Here is a 23,765-nt window from a genome sequence, read left to right as displayed (position 1 = left end):
TAAGACCATCATTTATAAGATGGTCAAGGAAGGGGACAATTTATGTCAATTTAATTAGGGATGGAAGCTGTTCAAAGACACTGGGGAATGTCTTATAAATTAGGGAGGAACAACTTCGATACATATACTATAAAAGGTAGATGTGACCTCTGTGTGAACATAGAGTGAAGGAGAGAGGAAGTTTTAAATAAAAGATAGAAAGACAAAAAAATAAGACCATCACATAAGATGGTCAAGGGAAGGGGACAATTTATGTCAATTTAATTAGGGATGGAAGCTATTCAAAGACACTGGGGAATGTCTTATAAATTAGGGAGGAACAGCTTCGATATATATACTATAAAAGGTGGATGTGACCTCTGTGTGAACATAGAGTGAAAGAGATAGGAAGTTTTAAATAAAAGATAGAAAGACAAAAAAATAAGACCATCACATATAAGATGGTCAAGGGAAGGGGACAATTTATGTCAATTTAATTAGGGATGGAAGCTATTCAAAGACACTGGGGAATGTCTTATAAATTAGGGAGGAACAGCTCCGATACATATACTATAAAAGGTGAATGTGACCTCTATGTGAACATAGAGTGAAAGATATGGGGATTTGAAAAATAGTACATATGAAATTGTTATTGCTAGCAATATTGAGTTAGGATATATAGTTTTCCAGCATAAAAGAAAAAGAAGTCTGAATATAAATAAAAGTTGTAATCTATGAAAAAAAGGATTATGCTCAACTATATTATAAGGATATAAGGTTTGTCCCAATTCTTTAAGGGCTTTTAAAAAGCTTTTTATTTATGAGGGGAAAGCTTCACTTTAATAAGGGAGTTAGTGATATGGAAGTAACAAAAAAACAAGGGCTGTATAATCGTCTTATACGATTAAACCCACCACAAATATTAGCGTTAGGTTTTTTCTGCTTAATTGTGGTTGGCGGTTTGTTATTAAAGTTACCATTCGCAACGAAAGCACATATTAGTTGGGTAGATGCTTTCTTTACAGCAACGTCAGCAGCGACCGTAACTGGTTTGGGAGTAGTGGATACAGCAAGTACATTTACGATGTTTGGCGAAATTGTTATTATGTTTTTAATTCAAACAGGTGGTCTAGGTCTTATGACAATTGCCATTTTAATTGTTTGGGTATTAGGCAAAAAAATCGGATTACGCCATCGTTTATTAATTGGAGAAGCGTTTAATCAAACAAATATAGGTGGTCTTGTAAAATTAGTAAAGCGTGTCTTTATATTTTCGATTTGTATTGAGCTTATTGGGGTCATCTTTTTATCGTTTCGCTTTATTCCAGAGTTTGGTTTTGGAAAAGGTTTATACTATAGTATTTTTCATGTAATTGCATCTTATAATAATGCAGGCTTTGCTTTATGGCCAGATAATTTAACAAGATATGTAGGAGATCCCATTATTAATATTGGGATTTGCTCTTTAATTGTAATAGGTGGACTCGGTTTTACCGTATTAATTGATATATGGTATAGTCGCAGTTTTCGAAAATTATCACTTCACTCAAAAATAATGATTATTGGAACAGTAGTGCTAAATGTTATAGCAATGATTGTAATTTTTGTATTGGAATATAATAATGTGAAGACGTTAGGGAATTTATCTTTAAATGAAAAACTATGGGCTTCCTTCTTTCAAGGTATTACCCCGCGGACAGCTGGATTTAATACGGTTGACTATGGAGGTATGGAAGAATCATCTATATTATTTACGATGATTTTAATGTTTATTGGTGCAGGAAGTGTATCAACAGGTGGAGGAATTAAATTAACAACGTTTGTTATCTTAATTACATCTGTCCTTTCTTTCTTTAGAAAAAAGGAGGAAATTGTTTTATTTCAGCGTACAATTAAAATGTCGACAGTAACGAGGGCCTTAGCGATTGCTGTTGCCAGTCAAATACTTATTTTTGCAGCGGTATTTATATTAATGCTTACAGAAAACTTCAGCTTTATTCAATTATTATTTGAGACAATATCAGCGTTTGGTACAGTCGGATTAACGATGGGAATTACTGCAAAGCTATCGGCATTCGGAAAATGTATTATTATGTTTGTTATGTTCTGCGGATTAATTGGACCATTAACACTTGTGTTCTCTTTAGCGCGACCAGCAAAACAAAAAATAAAATATCCATCGGAAGATGTGTTTACAGGATAAGGTATCCCGCGTTAAGCGAGATACCTTTTTCTTTTTTAGAAAAGGGAGAACAATAAACCAATAAGTGCTACTCGGAATAAAATTGCGATAAGTGCAGCAATCCCACCGACAACTGCAGCGATACCGCCAGTTACAGTAGCTCCGCGATTATAAGCGTAAATACCGAGTAAAACAGAAACAAGACCAAATAGTGTTGGGAATGTAAATAGCGATAAGATAGATAGCGCAAGAGCGATAAAACCAGCAGTTGATCCAGCAGCGGACGATTTTACAACATCTTTATCGTCTTTATCATCGTAATCATAATCAATGCGTTGTGGTGCAACCTCAGCGGCATACTCTTCTTTATAGTCACTATAATCACTATCTATTCTATCTCTTCTTTTATAATCATCAAATTTCTCAGTCAAAGTCATGGCTCCTTTCATAACAAGGTTCAATAGTAGTATGTATCTCTTTTTCTTTTTTATCCCGCATTAACGGGCAGTAATATCTATTAAAAGGAGGAAAATGTTTTCTTGAAATAGGAAAAGTTAGTATGACTTCCTCTATTTTGGAAAGTATAAAAAGGAATAATGAGGAAAGGGTGCAATACATAATGGAACATCCAATTGAAAATTTAATGAAAACGGCAATGACAAATTTAAAAGAGATGGTAGATGTAAATACAATTGTTGGGAGCCCGGTTTCAACAGCTGACGGAAATGTTGTATTAACAGTATCTCAAGTGGCTTTTGGTTTTGGAGCTGGTGGAAGTGATTTTAAAGGGGGTTTCATTACTGAAAAACATAACGGTGGGCAAAATCAGCATAAAGAGAACAAGCAAGGGCATCCATTTGGAGGAGGAAGCGGGGCTGGGGTTTCTATTAGTCCAGTAGCTTTTTTAGTAGTTGGTTCTAATGGGGTGCAAGTATTACATCTCAACAGCAGTACACATTTAATTGAAAAGGCTTTAAATACTGTACCAAGCACTGTAGATAAATTTGTGAATGGTCGTCAAAAGTAAACTTGCATTTTTTAGGAATTATGATATATTAGAAAAAGTGCGCTTTAGGATGATCGGAATAATTGAAATGTAAATATATATGATGTGTGGAATAAGGGAGAGGAATTTATGATTAATATCAAAAACTTAGTAGTTGGCTTATTTATGTTAGTAAGCGGCTTTGTTGTATATGTAATAAAAGAAAAAGCTCCATTCTAAAACAGACAAACCGTTAATGTCTGTTTTTAATTTGCGGAAAAATATTGACAAGATATTGTATTGGTGTTATAATTTTAATTCGTGTCTCGGTTACAGCTAGTGTAAAGTAAATATCTCTTATGAATGCAATACGAAAAGTTTGCGAAAGATCGGGTAATTTTATCAACAACTTTTGTGAACAAACCCTATAAATTGTATTTGTAAGCTATATATGTATACTAGTGAATCAAGGAGCGGTCAGTGGAACCGTAATGATGAGAGAGAGGTAGGGCTTTCATCCAGTATATGTTACTTTCCCGTTAGGTGAATATAAAAAAGAGGACTCCTTTTAAAAGGAGTCCTCTTTCATTTTTTAAGTGCGACTTTCAACTTGTTGACAAATTTCATCCGTTGTTAAACCGTGAGCTGTAATGACTGATCCTTTAATTGATGCATCTGCAATGCCCATCACATTAGAATCTTGCCCAGTTACAACGCAACAATCACACCCTTGTGCATCCTGTTCTGAGTTAAGTGTAACAACTTCATGCCCTTGTTGCTGAAGAGCTTGTTGAACGTCTGTTAATGAGTTTTCAACGCCAATTCTAGCCATAATTCTCACCTCCTACCATCTAATTGCTAGTATGCTCAAGTTCACTGCATTTATGAAAAGACGGTAGGAATTAAATCTTTGTTTAGTCGTTATATACGCCAGTAAGCATTTGACTAACGAATTGATCGTTTAATGTATCTTGGGCAGAAGAAGTATTTGAATGGATGTCGATTGAAGCAATAAAATGATTATGTTCTTGCGTATTTGGTTCTACCTCTACGTAATTATCGAATTTACAAAAACCTTTCGTATCCATTAGATCAAATAATTGCAGCATTTCTACTACCTCTTGTCTCGTTCCTTTAATTTGTACACACGCCATATTTATTTCCTCCTTCATTTTGACAAATTGTTTTTTAAAAATAGGATTATGATTACGAAATGAAAAATATGAATGTTATTTTTAGACAGCGCTATTTTTGTTATTTTCCCCCTTTTTCAGCAAAAGTCGTTATATATTCCCGGATTTATAAAATCGGACGTCCGTTTATTGAATACAATAGATTCGTATCAATTGATGAAAATCCTTCTTTTAAACAAATATTTTTTTAGTGGAAATTGGCGAAAAAAATTTTTTGACTTTTTGTAAACGTTAACAATGTTATTAAATCAATATAAATAAAGAAGTACGTACGATTAAAAATTATAAATTTTCTAAAAATTCACTTGATTTATTTAGAAAGGAGAGTAAACTAGGAAACAATAAAAAATTCATAGAACATAGGAGGCGCTTCTAGTGAATGAGCAATGGATTTTCTTAAATGGAGAATTTGTTCCAAAAGATGAGGCAAAAGTTTCAGTATATGATCATGGCTATTTATATGGCGATGGAGTGTTTGAAGGAATTAGAGTTTATAGCGGTAATGTTTTCCGTTTGAGAGAGCATCTTGTCCGGTTGTATGAATCAGCAAAATCAATCCTTTTAGAAATTCCATATTCATTAGATGAAGTAACAAATATTGTTGTTGAGACGATTCGACAAAATAAATTATCTAATGGATACATTCGCCTTGTTGTATCAAGAGGAGCAGGAAATCTTGGATTGGATCCCGATTCATGTAAGAAGCCGAATGTAGTAGTAATTGCAGAACAATTATCTTTATTCCCACAAGAATATTATGAGAAAGGGATTCCAGTTGTAACAGTTGCAACGCGCCGAAATCGTCCCGATGTTTTATCCCCTCAAGTAAAATCTTTAAATTACTTAAACAATATTTTAGTTCGTATTGAAGCGAAATTAGCTGGAGTACAAGAAGCACTTATGTTAAATGATCAAGGATATGTAGCTGAAGGCTCAGGAGATAACGTGTTTATTGTTAAAGGAAATAAATTAATTACACCACCAAGTTCTGCTGGAGCGTTAGAAGGTATTACACGAAACGCCATTTTAGAAATCGGCGAAAAACTTGGATATGACGTAAGAGAAGAGTTATTTACAAGACATGATGTATATGTAGCTGATGAAGTGTTTTTAACAGGAACAGCTGCTGAAGTTATTGCTGTTACGACAGTAGATGGTAGAACGATTGGCTTAGGGCAAACAGGTCCACATACGAACCGTTTATTAGAAGAGTTTCGTAAGTTAGTTGTAGAAGATGGAGAGAAAATTTACGAAGAAAATAAAGTTGGATAACAACTTTTTTAACATAAGAAAGCGTTGATAGGGAGGAGTAGTTGATTGTGAAGCCTCACAGAGAGTCGGTGGTTGCTGAAAACCGATGGTTCACGTCGACGAACATCGCCCTTGAGTGCTAAGCTAAAGCATTTGTCTAGGCTTAGACGGTAGCTCCGTTATTAGCTAGATCCATTTATGGATCACTGAGGCAAGAGTATTCTTGCAAAGAAGGGTGGTACCGCGAAATCTTTCGTCCCTTCAGCACATAGCTGGAGTGTGGACGTAGGATTTTTTTATTGTATAAAAGTTTAAAAAAGGGGGCTTATAAGAACAATGTCTTCAAAAACGGAAGAGAAACTGGCAACTGGTGCACAGCTATTGTTAGAAGCGCTAGAAAAGGAAGGCGTAAAAGTGATTTTCGGTTATCCGGGTGGTGCCGTTTTACCTCTCTATGATGCACTGTATGATTGTGAAATTCCGCATATTTTAACAAGGCATGAGCAAGGGGCAATTCACGCTGCTGAAGGGTATGCCAGAATTACAGGGAACCCAGGGGTTGTAATTGCAACAAGTGGACCAGGTGCTACAAATGTAATTACGGGTCTAGCGGATGCGATGATTGATTCATTGCCACTTGTTGTATTTACAGGCCAAGTAGCAACAACGCTAATTGGGAGCGATGCTTTTCAAGAGGCGGATATTATGGGACTTACGATGCCAGTGACAAAACATAACTATCAAGTGCGAAAGGCCTCAGATTTACCTCGAATTATTAAAGAAGCATTTCATATTGCTAAAACAGGAAGACCAGGACCAGTCGTTATTGACCTTCCGAAAGATATGGTAGTCGAGAAAGGTGAGCGATGTAGCAATGTACAAATGGATTTACCAGGATATAACCCTAATTATGAACCGAATCTACTTCAAATAAACAAATTACTACAAGCAATTGAAACCGCAAAAAAACCGTTAATTTTAGCTGGAGCAGGTATACTGCATGCGAAAGCTTCGAAAGAATTGACAAGTTTTGCCCGTAAATATGAAATCCCTGTTGTGCATACGTTACTTGGACTTGGTGGTTTTCCGCCAGATGATGGGCTATTTCTAGGGATGGGGGGAATGCACGGTTCTTACACAGCCAATATGGCGTTATATGAATGCGACTTACTCATTAATATAGGTGCGAGATTTGACGATCGTCTTACTGGGAATTTAGCTTTTTTTGCTAAAGGGGCGATTGTTGCACATATCGATATTGATCCAGCAGAAATCGGGAAAAATGTGCCGACTGAAATTCCTATTGTTGCAAGTGCTAAGCAGGCGTTAGAAGTATTGCTTCAATCAGAAGGAAAGAAAGAAAATCATCATGAATGGCTCTCTTTATTAAAGAGTAGAAAAGAAAAGTATCCATTCTCTTATAAACGAAATTCTGAAAGTATTAAACCTCAATACGCGATTGATATGCTATATGAAATCACGAAAGGAGAAGCGATTGTAACAACAGACGTTGGGCAACATCAAATGTGGGCAGCACAATACTATCCGTTGAAAAATCCAGATAAATGGGTAACTTCTGGCGGATTAGGAACGATGGGGTTCGGATTTCCAGCAGCAATCGGTGCGCAAATTGCAAAGCGAGATGAACTAGTTATTGCAATTGTTGGTGATGCTGGGTTTCAAATGACTCTGCAAGAATTAAGTGTATTAAAAGAACACGCTTTACCCGTTAAAGTATTTATTTTAAATAATGAAGCTTTAGGAATGGTAAGACAATGGCAAGATGAATTTTACAATCAAAGATATTCACATTCTTTATTGCCATGCCAACCAGATTTCGTCGCTCTTGCGAATGCGTATGGTATAAAAGGTGTTCGTATTGACGATCCACTTCTTGCAAAGAAGCAAATCCAGCATGCGATCGAATTACAAGAGCCAGTCGTAATCGATTGTCGTGTACTTCAATCAGAGAAGGTTATGCCGATGGTTGCACCAGGAAAAGGTGTTCACCAAATGGAGGGAGTGGAAAAAGGGTGAAGAGAATTGTTACAGCGACAGTTCGAAATCAAAGTGGTGTGTTAAACAGAATTACAGGGGTTATGACACGAAGACATTTTAATATTGAAAGTATTTCAGTAGGTCATACAGAATCATCAGATATATCGCGAATGACGATTGTTGTACACGTTGAAAGTGAACAGCAAGTTGAGCAGTTAATTAAACAACTGCATAAGCAAATCGATGTTCTGAAAGTATCAGATATTACAGAAGAAGCAATGATTGCTAGAGAGCTTGCTCTTATTAAAGTAGCAACTTCTGTAGCGAGGGCAGAATTATATAGTTTAATTGAACCATTTCGAGCCGCTGTAATAGATGTTGGGAAGGATTCCATAGTTGTGCAAGTAACAGGTACGCAAGATAAAGTAGAAGCGTTAATTGAATTACTTCGTCCATACGGTTTAAAAGAAATTGCTAGAACAGGTGTAACAGCATTTACACGTAGTATGAAAAAACAAGATAAGCAAGTTATGTTAATTCAATAATCATTTAAATATAGGGGGAAATGAAAATGGCAAAAGTTTATTATGAGAAAGATGTAACAGTAAATGTATTAAAGGAAAAGAAAGTAGCAATCATCGGATATGGCTCGCAAGGTCATGCGCATGCGCAAAATTTACGTGATAACGGATTTGATGTAGTAGTAGGTTTAAGAAAAGGTAAGTCTTGGGATAAAGCGAATGAAGATGGGTTTTCTGTATATACAGTAGCAGAAGCAGCGGAAAAAGCTGATGTAGTAATGATTCTATTACCTGATGAATTACAACCAGAAGTATATGAAGCTGAAATTGCACCAAATTTACAGGCTGGAAACTCTCTCGTGTTCGCACATGGATTTAATGTTCACTTTGATCAAGTAAAACCACCAGCTAATGTAGATGTATTTCTAGTAGCACCAAAAGGACCGGGGCATCTCGTACGCCGTACGTTCGCCGAGGGAGGGGCTGTTCCTGCATTATTTGCAGTATATCAAGATGCAACAGGAGTTGCGACTGAAAAAGCACTTTCTTATGCTGACGGAATTGGAGCAACGAGAGCTGGTGTATTAGAAACGACGTTTAAAGAAGAAACAGAAACAGATTTATTTGGAGAGCAAGCTGTACTCTGCGGCGGAGTGACTGCACTTGTAAAAGCAGGATTTGAAACGTTAGTTGATGCGGGATACCAGCCTGAACTTGCATATTTTGAATGTTTACATGAACTGAAGCTAATCGTTGACCTTATGTATGAAGGTGGACTTGAAAATATGAGATATTCAGTTTCAGATACAGCGCAGTGGGGAGACTTCGTATCAGGACCACGTGTTGTTACTGAAGATACGAAGAAAGCGATGGGGGCAGTATTAGCAGAAATTCAAGATGGTACATTTGCAAGAGGCTGGATTGCAGAGCATCAAGCAGGAAGACCAAATTTCCACGCGACAAATGAGAAAGAGAATGAACATGAAATCGAAGTAGTAGGACGTAAATTACGTGAAATGATGCCTTTCGTACAGCCGCGAGTAAAGGTAGGGATTAAATAATATGAAGCAGATTTTGTTCATGGATACAACGCTTCGTGATGGCGAACAATCACCAGGAGTAAATTTAAATGAACAAGAGAAGTTACAAATTGCTAGGCAATTAGAGAGGCTTGGTATTCATGTAATGGAAGCTGGATTCGCGGCAGCTTCCGAAGGTGACTTCCAATCGGTAAAACGCATCGCGAATACAATTCAAAATGCTACGGTTATGAGTTTAGCTAGAGCGAAAGAAAGTGACATTCGAAGAGCATATGAAGCTGTGAAAGGTGCTGTATCTCCTCGTCTACACGTATTTCTAGCTACGAGTGATATTCATATGAAATATAAACTTTGTATGTCAAAAGAAGATGTGTTAAATAGTATTCATCGTTCGGTTACGCTTGGAAAATCATTATTTCCGACAGTACAATTTTCTGCAGAAGATGCGACAAGAACATCGAGAGCATTTTTAGCTGAAGCAGTAGAAACTGCGATTCGCGCAGGAGCGAATGTAATTAATATTCCGGATACAGTTGGATATACGAATCCGGAAGAATATTATTCTCTTTTTAAATACTTACAAGAATCCGTTCCATCATATGAAAAAGCGATTTTTTCTTGTCATTGTCACGACGATCTTGGTATGGCAGTAGCAAATTCGTTAGCTGCGGTTGAAGGCGGAGCATTGCAAGTAGAAGGAACGATTAATGGCATTGGAGAAAGAGCAGGGAATGCAGCGTTAGAAGAAGTTGCGGTTGCTCTTCATATTAGAAAAGATTTTTATAAAGCAGAACCTTCGATGACTTTAAAAGAGATTAAGGCAACGAGTACATTAGTAAGCAGGTTAACGGGTATGGTTGTACCGAAAAATAAAGCAATCGTTGGAGCGAATGCATTTGCTCATGAATCAGGCATCCACCAAGATGGGGTTCTAAAAGAAGTAACAACTTATGAAATTATCGAACCAGCGCTTATAGGAGAATCTCAAAATCTCTTTGTACTTGGGAAACATTCTGGCCGTCATGCGTTTACGGAAAAAATGAAAGAGCTTGGTTATGAATTTACAAATGAAGAGCGAGATGCGGCATTCGAAGCATTTAAAAAATTGGCGGATCGTAAAAAGGAAATTACTGAGGAAGATTTACGCGCAATTATGCTTGGTGAAGCAGCATTTGCAGCCCAGCAATATAACATTACGCAATTACAAGTGCATTTCGTATCAAATAGTACACAATGCGCAACAGTTGTGCTGAAGGATGAGGAAGGAAATGTATATGAAGATGCAGCCACTGGTTCTGGTAGTATTGAAGCGATATACAATGCGATTCAAAGAATTTTAGGATTAGAATGTGAATTGGCAGATTATCGCATACAATCTATTACACAAGGTCAAGATGCACTTGCTCACGTTCATGTTGAATTAAAAGAAGGTAGTCACCAAATATCAGGTTTTGGAGTTGCGCAAGACGTATTGGAAGCGTCGGCGAGAGCTTATGTCCATGCAGCAGGGAAATTAAAATCTCTTATAGCGCTTGTGAAATAAATATTTGATAGGTGAGAGAAGCTTTCCTCACCTATCAAATTAAGGTTCTGAAAATTCAGTTAAAAGGAGTGTTAAAAATGGAAAAACGTATCGTTTGTTTAGCTGGTGATGGTGTTGGTCCAGAAGTTATGGAAAGTGCGAAGGAAGTATTGCATATGGTAGAAAGGCTATATGGACATCATTTTCATTTGCAAGATGAGTACTTTGGTGGTGTTGCTATCGATTTAACTGGGCAACCATTACCACAGCGAACACTTGCCGCCTGTTTAGCGAGTGATGCGGTTTTACTTGGAGCAGTAGGTGGACCAAGGTGGGATAGTGCGAAAGAAAGGCCTGAGAAAGGATTATTAGCATTAAGAAAAGGACTCGGTGTATTTGCGAATGTTCGCCCTGTAACGGTAGAAAGTGCAACTGCACATTTATCACCATTAAAAAATGCTGATGAAATTGATTTCGTTGTCGTTCGTGAATTAACAGGCGGAATTTATTTTTCTTATCCGAAAGAGCGAACGGAAGAAGTGGCGACAGATACACTTACGTATCATCGACATGAAATTGAACGTATCGTTTCGTATGCCTTTCAATTAGCAAATAAGCGGAAGAAAAAAGTAACATCTATTGATAAAGCGAATGTTTTAGAGTCTAGTAAACTATGGAGAAATGTGACAGAAGAAGTAGCACTTCGCTACCCAAATGTGGAAGTAGAACACATTTTAGTAGATGCAGCGGCTATGGAATTAATTCGGAATCCAGGAAGATTTGACGTTATTGTAACGGAAAATTTATTTGGTGATATTTTAAGTGATGAGGCTTCAGTATTAGCTGGATCATTAGGAATGCTTCCATCAGCAAGTCACGCTGAAAAGGGGCCTTCATTATACGAGCCTATTCACGGATCAGCACCGGATATTGCGGGGAGAAATAAGGCGAATCCAATTGCGATGATGCGTTCTGTTGCAATGATGCTTGGGCAATCGTTCGGATTAACGAGAGAAGGATGTGTAATTGAAGAAGCAGTTTCTGCAGTCCTTAAATCTGGAAAATGTACAGCAGATATCGGGGGGACTGAAACGACAACTTCATTTACAAAGGCAGTTATTCAAGAAATGGAAGAGCAAGCGTTAGTAGGGAGAGGAAGATAATGGGGAAAAGGTTACTAGATAAGCTTTGGGAAAGACATGTAGTTGCGACAAATGAAAATGGATTGGATTTATTATATATCGATCTACATCTTGTTCATGAAGTAACGTCACCGCAAGCCTTTGAAGGCTTGCGGCTTACAAATCGAACAGTCCGCAGACCAGATTTAACATTTGCAACGATGGATCATAATATTCCAACGAAAGATGTTTGGAATATTACCGATCGCATTGCGAAGCAGCAACTAGATACACTTCGGGAAAACTGTAAACAATTTCAGGTGCCATTAGCGGATATCGGAGATGAAGAGCAAGGGATCGTTCATGTTATAGGACCAGAACTTGGACTCACACAGCCAGGGAAAACGATTGTTTGTGGTGATAGTCATACAGCAACACACGGTGCTTTTGGCGCACTAGCGTTTGGTATTGGTACGAGTGAAGTGGAACATGTATTGGCAACGCAAACGTTATGGCAACGAAAGCCGAAAGCGATGGGCATTGAGTTAAAAGGAAAGTTACCGCAAGGTGTTTATGCGAAAGATATTATTTTACATCTCCTTTCAAAGTACGGAGTAGCAGTTGGAACAGGTTACGTAATGGAATTTTACGGAGAGGCCATTCATGTTATGGATATGGAAGAGAGGATGACGCTTTGCAATATGGCAATTGAAGGGGGAGCGAAGGCTGGCATTATTGCACCAGATGAAAAAACGGTTGCTTACGTAAAAGGACGTAAATATGCGCCGAAAGACTATGAATCTATTAAGGAAAAATGGTCAGAACTTTATACAGATTTAGATGCAGCTTATGATTTACATATTCTAGTAGATGTTACGGATTTAGCGCCGTACGTTACATGGGGAACAAATCCTAGTATGGGTGTTCGGATTGATGAGAAATTGCCAGAAAAGCATGATGCAAATGACGAAAGAGCGTTTTCTTATATGGGGTTGAGTCCCGGACAAAGTACGTATGACATTCCAGTTCAACATGTTTTCATTGGATCTTGTACAAATTCTAGGCTTTCTGATTTAGAAATTGCTGCATCTGTCGTGAAAGGTAAAAAAGTAAAAGAAGGTGTGCGAGCACTTGTTGTACCTGGATCCCAAAGGGTAAGAGAAGCAGCGATGCATAAAGGATTACATCGCATATTTGAAGAAGCTGGATTTGAATGGAGAGAGCCCGGATGCTCAATGTGTCTAGGTATGAATCCAGATCAAGTGCCTGAAGGAGAACATTGTGCCTCTACGTCAAATCGCAATTTTGAAGGAAGACAAGGAAAGGGAGCACGAACGCATTTAGTTAGCCCGGCAATGGCGGCAGCGGCTGCGTTACATGGTCATTTTGTTGATATTAGAAAGGAGAGTTATGATGGAGCCATTTCGTATTCATAAAGGTACTGCCGCAGTACTGATGAATGATAACATTGATACAGATCAAATTATTCCGAAGCAATATTTAAAGAGAATTGAAAGAACTGGGTTTGGGAAGTTTTTATTTGATGAGTGGCGATATGATAATAATCGCCAAGAAAACCCTAATTTCCCGCTTAATGCGCAAGAAAGAAAAGGAGCCAGCATATTAATCACAGGTGATAATTTTGGATGTGGCTCGTCTAGAGAACATGCTCCATGGGCGCTTGCTGATTATGGTTTCCGCGTTATTATCGCTGGAGGATTTGCCGATATCTTTTATATGAATTGTATGAAGAATGGCATGTTACCGATTGTAATGAACAAAGATATGCGTGAACAACTTGCAAAAACAGATGCGAGGGAACAAATCACAGTTGATTTAGAAAATGAAATAATTATAACGAATATGCACAGATTCCATTTTACAATCGAGAAAATGTGGAAAGAGAAGTTATTGAATGGTTTAGATGAAATTAGTATTACAATGCAATATGAACAAGAAATAAAAGAGTATGAAAGAAAAGTGACTTTACATTAAAAAAAGTGACGGAATATTAAAAATGTATTTACATTCAAAATTAACTGTTATATACTATGTGAAAATCAGAGGAGAAAGGGAGTAAGTATTATGAATACAATAAAATCTATTACAATGCTTACACAACTACATCATCATACATGAAACCCTTGAACCTAGCGTGAAAACGTGTAGGTACAAGGGTTATTCCCGTTGTACCTACACTCTACTGAAGAGCCTTGTAGGTATTTTGTCTACAAGGCTCTTTTTATTTTCGGCTTAGGTGAATGAAATAGGCATACATTAGAAGGGGAAAGGTGTGAAAATTTAGATGACAAAATGGAAACGGGCGAACCCGAATGGAACGAGAGATTATTTATTCGAAGAATGTACGTTAATTGAAGAAGTGGAGCAAAAATTAAGGCTTACTTTTTTAGAGAGAGGTTATGAGGAAATAAGAACACCTACAATTGAATTTTATGATGTTTTTGCATTTCAAAATAGACCGATAGATGAAGAGAAGATGTATAAATTTTTTGATGAAAAGGGAAGGATTATCGTTTTACGTCCAGATATGACAATTCCTTTAGCAAGAGTGATTGGAACACAGAGATGGGATACGCCACTTAAAGTGACGTATAGCGGGAATGTATTTCGAGCGAATGAATCCCATTCTGGAAAATATAATGAAATCGTACAAAGTGGTATTGAAGTTATCGGGATTGATAATGTAAGAGCTGAAATTGAATGTGTAATAAGTGTCATTCAAGCACTTCAAAAGTTGAAGGTGCAATCTTTTACAATTGAGATTGGGCAAGTACAGTTATATAAATGTATTGTAAAAAAACTCTCCATCCATGATGAAGAAGAAAGAGTACTTAGAACGTATATAGAAAGTAAAAATTATGCTGCCCTCTCAAATTTTATCGGAGAAAAGAAATTAGATCGATGCGATGAGACAGTAAGATTACTTGAGAAATTACCAAGGCTATTTGGAAATTTAGAAGTTATTGAGGAGGCAGAAAAGCTTGCTTCAAGTAATGAAATGAAAATGGCAATTGCAAGAGTAAAAGAAATGTATGAAACAATTAAAACGTTAGGATATGGTTCTTACATATCAATTGATTTGGGCATGATTCAACACTTAGATTACTATACGGGTGTTATTTTCAAAGGATATATATATGAAATTGGAGAAGAAATCGTTAGTGGCGGAAGATACGATGAGCTAATTGGGAATTTTGGAGAAATGCTGCCAGCTGTTGGACTCGCGGTACAAGTAAATCAAATTGTGAAGGCGCTGCAAGAGCAGCAAGAACCATATGAACGAAATCAAATTGATATTGTGATTCATTATGAGTTAAATAGATTAGCGGAAGCAGAAAGGTTACGAAATTTACTTCGAAAGGATGGGAAAAATGCTTGGTTATCTCTATTCTCTAATTTAAGCGATACCTTTCAATTTGCAAGAAAAAATAAAATAGGAACGGTCGTTGAGGCAAAGAATGAATATTTAGTGGAATATGTATGGAATGAGAAATGGGTAGTCCAGAAAGAAGGAGAGGCTTCATGCGTAACATTCAAATTGCGTTAACGAAAGGAAGGTTAGAAAAACATGTCATTCCACTTTTTGAGCAGATTGGAATTGATTGTTCCGATCTCAAAAATAAAGGTCGGAAGCTTGTATTTCAAAGTAAAAATACAAATGTTTCATTTATTTTAGTAAAAGCGGTTGATGTTGCTACTTATGTAGAACATGGGGTAGCTGATATTGGGATCGTTGGAAAAGATATTTTAATGGAAAACGAGAAAGATATTTATGAAATGCTGGATTTAGGAGTGGGGATTTGTAAGTTTTGTGTTGCTTCTATTCCTACGTATAATCCGAAGAGTTACCGGAAGAAAAGAATTGCTACGAAATACCCACATATTACTTCTACTTATTTTCATGATAAGGGAGAGGATGTAGAAATTATTAAAATAGAAGGTTCTGTAGAAATCGCTCCTCTTCTTGGATTGGCAGATGCGATTGTAGATATTGTTGAAACAGGAAAAACATTACAAGAGAATGGACTTATTGTATTTGAGGAAATGCACTCTATATCGGCTCGGATGATTGTAAATAAGGCAGCCTTAAAAACTAAAAAAGACGAAATATTCAGTATTGTAAATATGATGGAGCAAGAAATCTTATCAGGGAAATAGGAGGACTTAAAATGAAAATCATTTATGAAGACTTTAAGGAGGCATTATCTAAAGTAAAAGTGCTAAGAGAAAACGCTAATATAATAGAAGAAACTGTTCAAAGAAGTGTAAGAGAAATCATTAGAAATGTAAGGGAAGGGAAAGATGAAGCTTTATCTTTCTATACAAAAAAGTTTGATGGTGTAGAGATGAAAGATTTTCGTGTAAGTGAAGAAGAAATACAGCAAGCGAGTATGTTTGTAGAGAATTCATTTTTAGAAGCTTTAAAAGAGGCGAAGAAAAACATTGTTTCGTATCACGAAAAGCAAAAGAAGCACTCAATATTCGATTGTGAAAGTAAAGGCATAATTAGAGGACAACTCATTCGGCCGTTAGAAAATGTAGGTGTATATGTACCGGGTGGGACAGCCTCATATCCTTCTTCAGTATTAATGAATGTATTGCCGGCGAAACTCGCAGGTGTGAAAAAGATTGTAATGGTAACACCGCCGAGGAAAGGAGGAATTGATCCGCATATATTAGCTGCTGCAAATCTTGCGGGAGTAGATGAAATTTATACGATAGGTGGCGCGCAAGCAATTGCTGCTTTAGCATACGGGACGGAATCGATTCCGAAAGTGGATAAAATAGTTGGACCGGGAAATTTGTATGTCGCTCTAGCGAAGCGAGAAGTATACGGAATAGTAAATATCGATATGATTGCTGGTCCATCAGAAATTGTAGTTGTCGCGGATGAAACAGGTAATGCAAAATATATCGCAGCGGATTTATTATCGCAAGCAGAGCATGATGAGAGAGCAACGGCGATTTGTATTACAACGAATATGGAACTAGCTAAAGAAGTAGAAAAAGAGATAGAAAGACAGTTAGAAATGTTACCAAGAAGTGAAATTGCACGTGAATCAATAAATAGAAATGGAGCCATCTTTATCGTTCCTTCTTTAGAGGAGGCACTAAAGTTATCAAATGAAATTGCTCCAGAACATTTAGAGTTACATATAAAAGAACCGATGAATGCTCTAGATTATGTGAAACATGCAGGTTCTATTTTCCTTGGGTCATATGCACCTGAACCGCTCGGGGATTATTTAGCGGGACCGAATCATGTATTACCAACGAGCGGAACGGCAAGATTTTTTTCTCCGTTATCAGTCGATGATTTCGTGAAAAAATCAAGTTTTATTTCTTATACGGAGGAAGCATTAAAAAATGTACAGCATCACATTGTAGAGCTTGCAAATAAAGAAGGGTTACATGCACATGCGAGAGCAATCCAAATAAGGTTTGAGGAGGAAAAATAATGCGTCAGTCCAGTCAAGTACGTGAGACGACAGAAACAAAAATTAAATTAAATTTGCAGCTTGATGAAAGTACAAATGTATCTATTCAAACAGGGGTTGGTTTTTTCGATCATATGCTTACTTTATTTGCTAGACATGGAAGATTTGGATTGCAAGTTGAAGCAGAAGGGGATGCATTTGTCGATGCACATCACACCGTTGAAGATGTTGGAATTGTACTCGGAAATTGCTTGAAAGAAGCATTGCAAAACAAAGAGGGAATTAATCGTTACGGTTCTGCGTATGTACCGATGGATGAATCTTTAGGATTTGTCGCAATTGATATAAGTGGACGCTCATATTGTGTATTTCAAGGGGAATTAACAAATCCGAAGCTTGGGGATTTTGATACAGAATTGACGGAAGAATTTTTTAGAGCAGTTGCACATGCTGCCAATATTACATTACATGCGCGCGTTCTATACGGAAGTAATACGCATCACAAAATTGAAGCATTATTTAAAGCTTTTGGTAGAGCGCTTAGAGAAGCGGTCGAAAAAAATGCCAACATTACTGGTGTAAATTCAACGAAAGGGATGTTGTAATTGATTGCCATTATAGATTATGGAATGGGGAATATTCGCAGTGTAGAGCAAGCATTAAAATATATTGGGGCAGAGTACATTGTAACGAGTGATAAAGAAGAGATATTGAGAAGCGATGGCGTGATTTTACCGGGAGTAGGTGCATTTCCGAAAGCGATGGACGTATTAGAAGAAAGAGATTTAGTGTGTGTACTAAAAGAGGTTTGTAATATAGGAAAACCACTCCTCGGTATATGTTTGGGCATGCAGCTTTTATTTGAACGAAGTGAGGAACTAAAAGATTGTAGCGGGTTGGGTTTACTACCAGGGGAAATTCGTAAGTTAAAAGTTTCGTATAAAATTCCTCATATGGGATGGAATGAATTAAGGAAGGAAAGAGAATTTCCGCTTTGGAATGGATTAGTGGATGGTTCTTTCGTGTATTATGTTCACTCATATTACGCGGATTGTCCAGATGAAATTGTATGCGGAGTAAGTGATTATGGAATGCAAGTACCAGGGTTTGTAGCGAAAGGAAATGTATTTGGTGCACAGTTTCATCCAGAAAAAAGTGGTGAAATTGGCATGCAAATATTAAAAAATTTTCAAGAGGTGGTAGAAGCATGGAAATCTTCCCAGCTATCGATTTAAAAGAAGGACGATGCGTTAGACTTTATCAAGGAGAGTTTAGTAAAGAAACGGTGATGAATGAAGATCCGGTAGCGCAGGCAATCATATTTGAAAAGCTTGGAGCGGAAATACTACACATTGTTGATTTAGACGGTGCAATTGCTGGCGAGTCGTTAAATTTGCCCGTCATTGAAAAAATCTGCAAGGCGGTACGTATTCCTGTGCAAGTGGGAGGAGGAATTCGTTCACTTGTAGCGGTGGAGAAGTTATTGTCAGTAGGTGTAGAAAAAGTGATTTTAGGAACAGCAGCTCTTTATGATAAGTCATTTTTAGAGGAAGCAGTTCGTCTATATAAAGAGAAAATCATTGTTGGAATTGATGCGAAAAATGGTTTCGTAGCAACGAGAGGTTGGCTTGATCTGTCTGAAATTTCTTATATTAGTTTAGCGAAACAAATGGAAAGTTTAGATGTTCAAACGATTGTGTTTACAGACATTTCGAAAGACGGGACGCTTGCAGGGCCAAATTTTGAACAATTGGCGTTACTTCAAAAAAGTGTGGGCATTCGTCTCATTGCCTCTGGAGGAGTGGCATCTATTCAAGATGTGAAAAAGTTAAATGATATGAATATATATGGTGTCATAATTGGAAAGGCGCTTTACGAGAAAACGATTGATTTAGAAGAAGTGTTACAGGTAACGAAGTTATGTTAGCGAAACGAATTATTCCATGTCTAGATGTGAAAGAAGGGCGAGTCGTAAAGGGGGTAAATTTTATAGGATTACAAGATGTCGGTGATCCGGTTGAAATAGCTGAAGCATATAACGTGGCAGGGGCAGATGAAATCGTATTTTTAGATATTACAGCGACTCATGAAGGAAGAAAAACGATTATAGATGTTGTAGAAAAAACAGCAGCTAAAGTATTTATTCCTCTTACGGTTGGCGGGGGGATTTCAAGTGTGAAAGATATGTACAATTTACTAAGAGCTGGAGCAGACAAAGTTTCAATAAACTCAGCGGCAGTGCGAAATCCGAAGCTAATCGAAGAGGGCGCAGAACACTTTGGATCACAATGTATTGTCGTGGCAATTGACGCTAGAAAAGTAGCAGAAGATAAATGGAACGTATACGTCAACGGCGGAAGAGTTGACACAGGAATGGATGCCATAGAATGGGCGAATCGTGTTGTTAAGCTCGGGGCGGGTGAAATTTTGTTAACGAGTATGGATGCAGATGGAACGAAAAGTGGATATGATCTTCGTTTAACAGAAGAAATTTCAAAAAGTGTTTCCATTCCAGTCATCGCATCAGGAGGCTGTGGTCATACGGATCACATTATAGAAGTTTTTCAAAAGACAACAGTTGATGCAGCATTAGCGGCATCCATCTTTCATTATGGTGAGGCGACAGTGCAGAGTGTAAAGCGAAAATTAAGAGATGCAAATGTTGAGGTGCGGTTATGAAACCTAATTTTTCAAAAGGATTAATACCGGCAATTGTCATCGAAGAAGGTACGAAAGAAGTTTTAATGCTAGCTTATATGAATGAAGAAGCATATGAAAAAACGTTAGAGACGAAAAGAACATGGTTTTACTCTCGTTCGAGGCAGTCGTTATGGAATAAGGGAGAAACATCAGGGAATGTTCAATATGTGCAATCTCTATACTTAGATTGTGATCAAGATTCAATTGTTGTGAATGTGAAACAAGTAGGACCTGCTTGTCATACGGGGGAGAAGACATGTTTTCACTATCAAATTATATAGGGGGATACATATGGAAAATGCCTTTAAGTTGCTGTATAAAACAATTGAAGAACGAAGGGAAAACCCACTTCCTGAATCGTATACAAATTATTTATTTTCAAAAGGAGAAGATAAAATTTTAAAGAAAATTGGTGAAGAGTGTGCTGAAGTAATTATCGCATGTAAAAATAATGATAAAGAAGAAGTAGTGAAAGAAATGGTTGATGTATTTTATCACTGTTTCGTTTTATTAGCTGAAAAAAATATCGCATTGGAAGATGTCATGCGAGAGGTGAAAGAACGAAATGGAAAGCTTTCGAGAGTTGGGGATAGAAGGGAAATAGATACATTATAAGGGGGAATGTATATGAAAGTAGATTATCATCTTCACTTAGAAGAAGGACCGTATTCAATAGGATGGCTTGCTAAAATAAATGAAGCGTTGGAATGTTATGAACCGCTTCAAGAAAGGCATTCTATGGATTGGCTTATGAAAACACAAGAGCGTTTGCAAAAACGTGTGAAGGAAGGGCCATTTACAACAGAATGGATAGATCTATATTTAGAAGAAGCTGTGCGAAAAGGAATAAAAGAAGTGGGAATTGTTGATCATCTATATCGTTTTCATGAAGCAAAAGGATATTATGAAAAATATGTAGATATTAGTGATTCTAAGCTCGGTCGTATACAAAAAGAATGGTTAGATCAAGTAAGGGTAGTTTCACTGTATGATTTTACAAAGGCAATTGAAGAGGCGAAAGAACGCTGGAGTAAAAGAGGTGTCAAACTTAAACTTGGAATTGAAGCGGATTATTTTATTGGTTGTGAAGGAGAGTTAAAAGAATTATTAGCGCTAGGAGACTTTGATTATGTAATTGGTTCCGTTCATTTTCTAAATGGCTGGGGATTTGATAATCCAGATACGAAAGAATATTTTGAGGTGCATGACCTACGCGCATTATACGATACGTTTTTTAAAACAGTTGAGAGTGCGATTCGTACCGAGTTATTTGATATTATCGCTCATCTAGATAATATAAAGGTATTTAATTATCGATTGGATGAGAATGAACAGCTTTCTTATTATAAGGAAATTGCCTGTGCGTTAGTAGAAATGAATACGGCAACAGAAATAAATGCAGGATTGTACTATCGTTATCCTGTTCGTGAAATGTGCCCAAGTCCACTATATTTACAAGTATTAGCTAAGTATGGTGTTCCAATTACGATTTCTTCGGATGCCCATTATCCAAATGATTTAGGGAACTATGTACAAGAGAATGTACAAACATTACGAGCGCACGGTGTTACTCAGATTGCAACATTTACGAAGCGAGCAAGAGTAATGAGGTCGCTTGAAGAAGAAGTAACAAATTCAAAATGAAACGCAATTTTTTGATGAAAACCACCCTTTTTGTTCAAAATAAGAAAGAATGAAAAGGAGGGTAAGAAATGGCGAAACAACAAAATAAACAAAATGTACAAGTTGCACAGCAACAAGCTTATACTTCTGAAACGAATGCTGCATCTCAATCGGTTATTGAGGAGCAAATTAGCGATACGGTTGCAGAAGGAACTATTGATGTGAAGCTCGGAAAAGAATCGCAGGAAAAAGCGTAAGAAGAGGGGAGAGTTGCATCTCCTCTTTTTTCATGGAAAAGTGTCGATTTTCAAAACTATAATCAAATTCCTTGGTTTTTATATGTGGATTTCTTACAATGAAATATAAGAGATATCTTATTTTCTATAGAAGAGGTGTTAGTAGTGGCAAAAATATTAGTAGCGGGAAAAATTCCGGAAATTGGATTAGAACTATTAAAAGATCATGATGTAGAAATGTATGATAAAGAGGAGTTAATTTCTATAGATGAATTAACAGAGCTTGTAAAAGATAAAGATGCATTGTTAAGTTTACTTTCGACAAAGGTGCCAAAAGAAGTTATTGATGCAGCGCCTCATTTAAAGATTGTTGCAAACTATGGTGCTGGTTACGACAATATTGATTACACGTATGCGGGTGAAAAAGGAATTGCAGTAACGAATACACCGAAAGTATCAACGGAAGCGACTGCAGAATTAACATTTGCACTTCTTTTAGCAGCGGCGCGTAGAATTCCTGAAGGGGATACGTTATGTCGTACGACTGGATTTAACGGATGGGCACCGTTATTTTTCTTAGGACGAGAAGTCCACGGTAAGACAATCGGAATTATTGGTCTTGGAGAAATCGGGAAGGCTGTTGCAAAACGTGCGAAAGTATTTGGAATGGATGTTTTATATACAGGGCCAAATCGTAAGTTTGAAGCTGAAAGTGAACTGGGAGCAACGTATGTGACGTTGGAAAAATTATTACAAACAGCAGATTTTATTACAATTAACTGTGCTTATAATCCGAAATTACATCATATGATTGATGAAGAGCAGTTTAAAATGATGAAGAAAACAGCGTATATTGTAAATGCTTCACGTGGACCAATTATGAATGAAGCAGCACTTGCTTATGCATTAAAAACGAATGAAATTGAAGGGGCAGCTCTTGATGTGTTTGAATTTGAACCGAAAATTACAGAAGAGCTAAAAGAGTTAAAGAATGTAGTACTTGCTCCACACGTAGGGAATGCAACGTTTGAAACTCGTGATGCGATGGCTGAAATGGCTGTCAGAAATATTTTAGCTGTATTAAACGGCGAAGAGCCAGTAACACCTGTAAATCAAAAGGTATTAGTCACAAAATAAAAAGAAACCTTCCGGACTCGGAAGGTTTTCTTATTTTTCTTTATTCGCTTTTTTAGACGGTCTTTGTCTAATGAATTGAGATAACATGTACAAAATATATAGTGGAATGGCAATGAATAAGAAAACAGAAAAATTGCCAAATCCTGTTTGATACATTGTAATAATGATTCCAACTAAAAATAGTGTAATAATGATGCTATATCGTGGAATTGGTACATCTTTTAAACTTGGGATACGAATGCGGCTCACCATTAAAAATGCGAACGTTACAAATACGGTAATAAGAACGATTTTTGGAATGGTATGTGAAAATAATGTTAAGAAAGCAACAAGCCCTCCCGCTGCTGTAATCGGTACTCCAGTGAAATATTTCATTGAAGTAGAAGATGGTGTTACATTAAATCGTGCTAAACGATATGCTCCGAAAAGAGGGAATAATCCCGCTATGTATAATCCGATGATTCCGTAGTTTGAGAAAGATGTGTAATACATTAAAACAGCAGGTGCTGCACCAAATGTTACGACATCTGCAAGCGAGTCGAGCTCTTTTCCCATTTGTGAATCAACACGTAATAAACGAGCAACACGACCATCAAGACTATCTAACATCATCCCGATAAGTACTAAAATAGCAGCTGATTTATAATATCCTAAAGATGCATAGCCGATTGATAAAAATCCGCTATATAAATTTCCGAGCGTAAATAAGTTTGGAATAGCTGCTCTATACAAAATCTGATCCCTTGCTTTCTGTAATAAATTCTTAATTAGTGTATGAAAGTTTACTTATTTTATCATAACATAAATTTATTCCTCAT

27 protein-coding genes and 1 other annotated feature are annotated in these 23,765 nt (G+C 37.0%); of the genes, 23 read left to right on the top strand and 4 right to left on the bottom strand.

Annotated features, from left to right (window positions below):
- Window positions 1-838: 838 nt before the first annotated feature.
- Complete coding sequence (locus tag DN400_RS15875; protein ID WP_000454115.1) at window positions 839-2,182, top strand: TrkH family potassium uptake protein; 1,344 nt, start codon at window positions 839-841, stop codon at window positions 2,180-2,182.
- A 35-nt stretch (window positions 2,183-2,217) separates the two neighbouring features.
- Here DN400_RS15875 and DN400_RS15870 read toward each other — a convergent pair whose 3' ends face one another.
- On the bottom strand, window positions 2,218-2,592 hold the full coding sequence (locus DN400_RS15870; protein ID WP_000136546.1) for a hypothetical protein: 375 nt from the start codon (window positions 2,590-2,592) through the stop codon (window positions 2,218-2,220).
- A gap of 128 nt (window positions 2,593-2,720) precedes the next feature.
- On the opposite strand from DN400_RS15870, the gene ytfJ reads away from it, so the two are divergent.
- Window positions 2,721-3,188 (top strand): GerW family sporulation protein, encoded by a 468-nt coding sequence (ytfJ, locus tag DN400_RS15865; RefSeq protein ID WP_002093915.1) that lies wholly within the window; start codon window positions 2,721-2,723, stop codon window positions 3,186-3,188.
- 108 nt (window positions 3,189-3,296) lie between these two features.
- Window positions 3,297-3,386, top strand: coding sequence for a hypothetical protein (locus tag DN400_RS15860; RefSeq protein WP_000608227.1), 90 nt, complete (start codon window positions 3,297-3,299; stop codon window positions 3,384-3,386).
- 352 nt (window positions 3,387-3,738) lie between these two features.
- Here DN400_RS15860 and DN400_RS15855 read toward each other — a convergent pair whose 3' ends face one another.
- A complete protein-coding gene (locus DN400_RS15855; RefSeq protein WP_000101021.1) occupies window positions 3,739-3,978 on the bottom strand; it encodes a YkuS family protein in 240 nt (79 codons plus the stop codon).
- Window positions 3,979-4,060: 82 nt separating this feature from the next.
- Window positions 4,061-4,300: a DUF3911 family protein gene (locus tag DN400_RS15850; RefSeq protein ID WP_000752514.1), complete on the bottom strand. Its 240-nt coding sequence runs from the start codon at window positions 4,298-4,300 to the stop codon at window positions 4,061-4,063.
- Between the two features lie 414 nt (window positions 4,301-4,714).
- Between DN400_RS15850 and ilvE the strand changes: the two genes are divergently transcribed.
- The 20 genes from ilvE (at window position 4,715) to DN400_RS15750 (ending at window position 22,947) form a co-directional block, all read left to right on the top strand.
- The gene (gene ilvE, locus DN400_RS15845) at window positions 4,715-5,611 is read left to right on the top strand and encodes a branched-chain-amino-acid transaminase (RefSeq protein ID WP_001005486.1); all 897 of its coding nucleotides are present in this window, start codon (window positions 4,715-4,717) and stop codon (window positions 5,609-5,611) included.
- 15 nt (window positions 5,612-5,626) lie between these two features.
- Window positions 5,627-5,854, top strand: a binding site (T-box leader).
- 72 nt (window positions 5,855-5,926) lie between these two features.
- Window positions 5,927-7,627 carry an acetolactate synthase large subunit gene (gene ilvB / locus DN400_RS15840; protein ID WP_000095866.1) on the top strand — a complete coding sequence of 567 codons (1,701 nt, stop codon included), beginning with the start codon at window positions 5,927-5,929 and terminating at the stop codon, window positions 7,625-7,627.
- Window positions 7,624-8,133, top strand: coding sequence for an acetolactate synthase small subunit (gene ilvN / locus DN400_RS15835; RefSeq protein WP_000822952.1), 510 nt, complete (start codon window positions 7,624-7,626; stop codon window positions 8,131-8,133). Before ilvB ends, ilvN begins: the two co-directional genes overlap by 4 nt.
- Before the next feature lie 26 nt (window positions 8,134-8,159).
- Entirely contained in the window at window positions 8,160-9,170 is a 1,011-nt protein-coding gene (gene ilvC, locus DN400_RS15830) for a ketol-acid reductoisomerase (protein ID WP_001151742.1), read from the top strand.
- 1 nt (window position 9,171) lies between these two features.
- The gene (gene leuA / locus DN400_RS15825) at window positions 9,172-10,692 is read left to right on the top strand and encodes a 2-isopropylmalate synthase (RefSeq protein ID WP_000809593.1); all 1,521 of its coding nucleotides are present in this window, start codon (window positions 9,172-9,174) and stop codon (window positions 10,690-10,692) included.
- A 77-nt stretch (window positions 10,693-10,769) separates the two neighbouring features.
- A complete protein-coding gene (gene leuB, locus DN400_RS15820; protein ID WP_065228505.1) occupies window positions 10,770-11,834 on the top strand; it encodes a 3-isopropylmalate dehydrogenase in 1,065 nt (354 codons plus the stop codon).
- On the top strand, window positions 11,834-13,228 hold the full coding sequence (gene leuC / locus DN400_RS15815) for a 3-isopropylmalate dehydratase large subunit (RefSeq protein ID WP_000518105.1): 1,395 nt from the start codon (window positions 11,834-11,836) through the stop codon (window positions 13,226-13,228). The genes leuB and leuC overlap by 1 nt, the downstream gene beginning before the upstream one ends.
- Window positions 13,206-13,787: a 3-isopropylmalate dehydratase small subunit gene (leuD, locus tag DN400_RS15810; RefSeq protein ID WP_000433192.1), complete on the top strand. Its 582-nt coding sequence runs from the start codon at window positions 13,206-13,208 to the stop codon at window positions 13,785-13,787. Before leuC ends, leuD begins: the two co-directional genes overlap by 23 nt.
- A 310-nt stretch (window positions 13,788-14,097) precedes the next feature.
- Window positions 14,098-15,360 (top strand): ATP phosphoribosyltransferase regulatory subunit, encoded by a 1,263-nt coding sequence (locus DN400_RS15805; RefSeq protein WP_147801742.1) that lies wholly within the window; start codon window positions 14,098-14,100, stop codon window positions 15,358-15,360.
- A complete protein-coding gene (gene hisG, locus DN400_RS15800; protein ID WP_001244467.1) occupies window positions 15,336-15,971 on the top strand; it encodes an ATP phosphoribosyltransferase in 636 nt (211 codons plus the stop codon). Before DN400_RS15805 ends, hisG begins: the two co-directional genes overlap by 25 nt.
- Before the next feature lie 11 nt (window positions 15,972-15,982).
- Window positions 15,983-17,272 (top strand): histidinol dehydrogenase, encoded by a 1,290-nt coding sequence (hisD, locus tag DN400_RS15795; RefSeq protein ID WP_065228507.1) that lies wholly within the window; start codon window positions 15,983-15,985, stop codon window positions 17,270-17,272.
- Window positions 17,272-17,856 (top strand): imidazoleglycerol-phosphate dehydratase HisB, encoded by a 585-nt coding sequence (gene hisB / locus DN400_RS15790; protein ID WP_001249954.1) that lies wholly within the window; start codon window positions 17,272-17,274, stop codon window positions 17,854-17,856. Before hisD ends, hisB begins: the two co-directional genes overlap by 1 nt.
- On the top strand, window positions 17,857-18,486 hold the full coding sequence (gene hisH / locus DN400_RS15785; protein WP_000560355.1) for an imidazole glycerol phosphate synthase subunit HisH: 630 nt from the start codon (window positions 17,857-17,859) through the stop codon (window positions 18,484-18,486).
- Window positions 18,459-19,178, top strand: coding sequence for a 1-(5-phosphoribosyl)-5-[(5-phosphoribosylamino)methylideneamino]imidazole-4-carboxamide isomerase (hisA, locus tag DN400_RS15780; RefSeq protein WP_000402295.1), 720 nt, complete (start codon window positions 18,459-18,461; stop codon window positions 19,176-19,178). Before hisH ends, hisA begins: the two co-directional genes overlap by 28 nt.
- Window positions 19,172-19,930, top strand: a complete 759-nt coding sequence (gene hisF, locus DN400_RS15775; RefSeq protein ID WP_000880113.1) for an imidazoleglycerol phosphate synthase cyclase subunit — start codon at window positions 19,172-19,174, stop codon at window positions 19,928-19,930. Before hisA ends, hisF begins: the two co-directional genes overlap by 7 nt.
- Entirely contained in the window at window positions 19,927-20,232 is a 306-nt protein-coding gene (gene hisI / locus DN400_RS15770; protein ID WP_000803964.1) for a phosphoribosyl-AMP cyclohydrolase, read from the top strand. Before hisF ends, hisI begins: the two co-directional genes overlap by 4 nt.
- A gap of 10 nt (window positions 20,233-20,242) precedes the next feature.
- Window positions 20,243-20,566 carry a phosphoribosyl-ATP diphosphatase gene (gene hisE, locus DN400_RS15765; protein ID WP_098907600.1) on the top strand — a complete coding sequence of 108 codons (324 nt, stop codon included), beginning with the start codon at window positions 20,243-20,245 and terminating at the stop codon, window positions 20,564-20,566.
- Window positions 20,567-20,578: 12 nt separating this feature from the next.
- Window positions 20,579-21,595 carry a histidinol phosphate phosphatase domain-containing protein gene (locus tag DN400_RS15760; RefSeq protein ID WP_065228510.1) on the top strand — a complete coding sequence of 339 codons (1,017 nt, stop codon included), beginning with the start codon at window positions 20,579-20,581 and terminating at the stop codon, window positions 21,593-21,595.
- A 68-nt stretch (window positions 21,596-21,663) separates the two neighbouring features.
- Complete coding sequence (locus tag DN400_RS15755) at window positions 21,664-21,831, top strand: DUF4025 domain-containing protein (protein WP_001118893.1); 168 nt, start codon at window positions 21,664-21,666, stop codon at window positions 21,829-21,831.
- A gap of 144 nt (window positions 21,832-21,975) precedes the next feature.
- Window positions 21,976-22,947: an NAD(P)-dependent oxidoreductase gene (locus DN400_RS15750; RefSeq protein WP_147801741.1), complete on the top strand. Its 972-nt coding sequence runs from the start codon at window positions 21,976-21,978 to the stop codon at window positions 22,945-22,947.
- 30 nt (window positions 22,948-22,977) lie between these two features.
- On the opposite strand, the gene pssA is transcribed toward DN400_RS15750, so the two are convergent.
- Window positions 22,978-23,679 carry a CDP-diacylglycerol--serine O-phosphatidyltransferase gene (gene pssA / locus DN400_RS15745; RefSeq protein WP_000285417.1) on the bottom strand — a complete coding sequence of 234 codons (702 nt, stop codon included), beginning with the start codon at window positions 23,677-23,679 and terminating at the stop codon, window positions 22,978-22,980.
- Window positions 23,680-23,765: the final 86 nt, after the last annotated feature.

Origin of the sequence: Bacillus sp. AR8-1, from assembly GCF_008042345.1 — a bacterium.
GTDB lineage: Bacteria > Bacillota > Bacilli > Bacillales > Bacillaceae_G > Bacillus_A > Bacillus_A cereus.
The sequence above is the reverse complement of the archived record's forward strand: the minus strand, read 5'-3'. Positions and strand labels throughout refer to the sequence as shown.